Source organism: Streptomyces antnestii, assembly GCF_004005495.1.
Lineage (GTDB): Bacteria > Actinomycetota > Actinomycetes > Streptomycetales > Streptomycetaceae > Streptomyces > Streptomyces antnestii.
The window spans coordinates 1-1,745 of record NZ_RZYA01000052.1; the positions used below are offsets into that span (position 1 = coordinate 1).

The following is a 1,745-nucleotide window of genomic DNA, read 5'->3' on the forward strand; positions in this document are numbered from 1 at the left end:
TGTCAGTCCTTGATTTCGCAGATGGTGGCGCCGGAGGTGATGGAGGCGCCGATCTCCGCGCTGAGGCCCTTGATGGTGCCGGAGCGGTGGGCGTTGAGGGGCTGTTCCATCTTCATGGCTTCCAGGACGACGAGGAGGTCGCCTTCCTTGACTTCCTGGCCCTCTTCGACGGCGACCTTGACGATGGTGCCCTGCATGGGGGAGGTCAGGGTGTCGCCGGAGGCGGCCGGGCCGGACTTCTTCGCGGCGCGTCGTTTGGGCTTGGCGCCGGCGTTGAGGCCGGTGCGGGCCAGGGACATGCCCATGCCGGCGGGGAGGGAGACCTCCAGGCGCTTGCCGCCGACCTCGACGACGACGGTCTCGCGGCCGCTGTCCTCCTCCGCCTCGGTGTCCGGTGTGGCGGCGAAGGGCTTGATGTCGTTGACGAACTCCGTCTCGATCCAGCGGGTGTGGACGGTGAACGGGTCGCTGGTGAAGGCGGGGTCGGTGACCACGGCGCGGTGGAAGGGGATGGCGGTGGCCATGCCCTCGACCTCGAACTCGGCGAGCGCGCGGGCGGCGCGCTGCAGGGCCTGCTCGCGGGTCGCGCCGGTGACGATCAGTTTGGCCAGGAGCGAGTCCCAGGCCGGGCCGATGACGCTGCCGGACTCGACGCCGGCGTCCAGGCGGACGCCGGGGCCGGTGGGGGCGGTGAACTTGGTGACGGTGCCGGGGGCGGGCAGGAAGCCGCGGCCGGGGTCCTCGCCGTTGATGCGGAACTCGAAGGAGTGGCCGCGCAGGACGGGGTCGCCGTAGCCGAGGGCCTCGCCGTCGGCGATGCGGAACATCTCGCGCACCAGGTCGATCCCGGCGACCTCTTCGGTGACGGGGTGCTCGACCTGCAGGCGGGTGTTGACCTCCAGGAAGGAGATCGTGCCATCGAGGCCGACGAGGAACTCGACGGTGCCGGCGCCGACGTAGCCGGCCTCCTTCAGGATCGCCTTGGAGGCGGTGTAGAGCTGCTCGTTCTGCGCGTCGCTGAGGAACGGCGCGGGGGCCTCCTCGACGAGTTTTTGGTGGCGGCGCTGGAGCGAGCAGTCGCGGGTGGAGACCACGACGACGTTGCCGTGGCTGTCGGCCAGGCACTGGGTCTCCACGTGGCGGGGCTTGTCGAGGTACCGCTCGACGAAGCACTCACCGCGCCCGAACGCGGCGACGGCCTCGCGCACGGCGGAGTCGTAGAGCTCGGGGACCTCTTCGAGGGTGCGGGCGACCTTGAGGCCGCGGCCGCCGCCGCCGAAGGCGGCCTTGATCGCGATGGGCAGGCCGTGCTCCTTCGCGAACGCCACGACCTCCTCCGCCCCCGACACGGGGTCGGGGGTGCCGGCGACCAGCGGCGCGCCGGCACGCTGGGCGATGTGCCGGGCGGCGACCTTGTCACCCAGGTCACGGATGGCCTGCGGGGGCGGGCCGATCCAGATCAGACCGGCATCCAGGACGGCCTGGGCGAACTCCGCGTTCTCCGACAGGAATCCGTAGCCGGGGTGGATGGCGTCCGCGCCCGAGTCCTTGGCGGCCTGCAGCACCTTCGCCATGTCGAGATAGCTCGTGGCCGGGGTGTCACCGCCCAACGCGAACGCCTCGTCCGCCGCCCGGACATGCACAGCGTCCCGGTCCGGCTCCGCATACACGGCAACGCTCGCGATACCGGCATCCCGGCACGCCCGGGCCACGCGGACAGCGATTTCGCCACGGTTGGCGATGAG

The 1,745-nt window shown here is 71.3% G+C and carries 1 protein-coding gene; it reads right to left on the reverse strand.

The genetic code is table 11. The features are described from left to right. Positions 1–2 precede the first annotated feature (2 nt). On the reverse strand, positions 3–1,745 hold a 1,743-nt coding region (locus EOT10_RS40885; RefSeq protein WP_127833439.1), incomplete at its 5' end, for an acetyl/propionyl/methylcrotonyl-CoA carboxylase subunit alpha.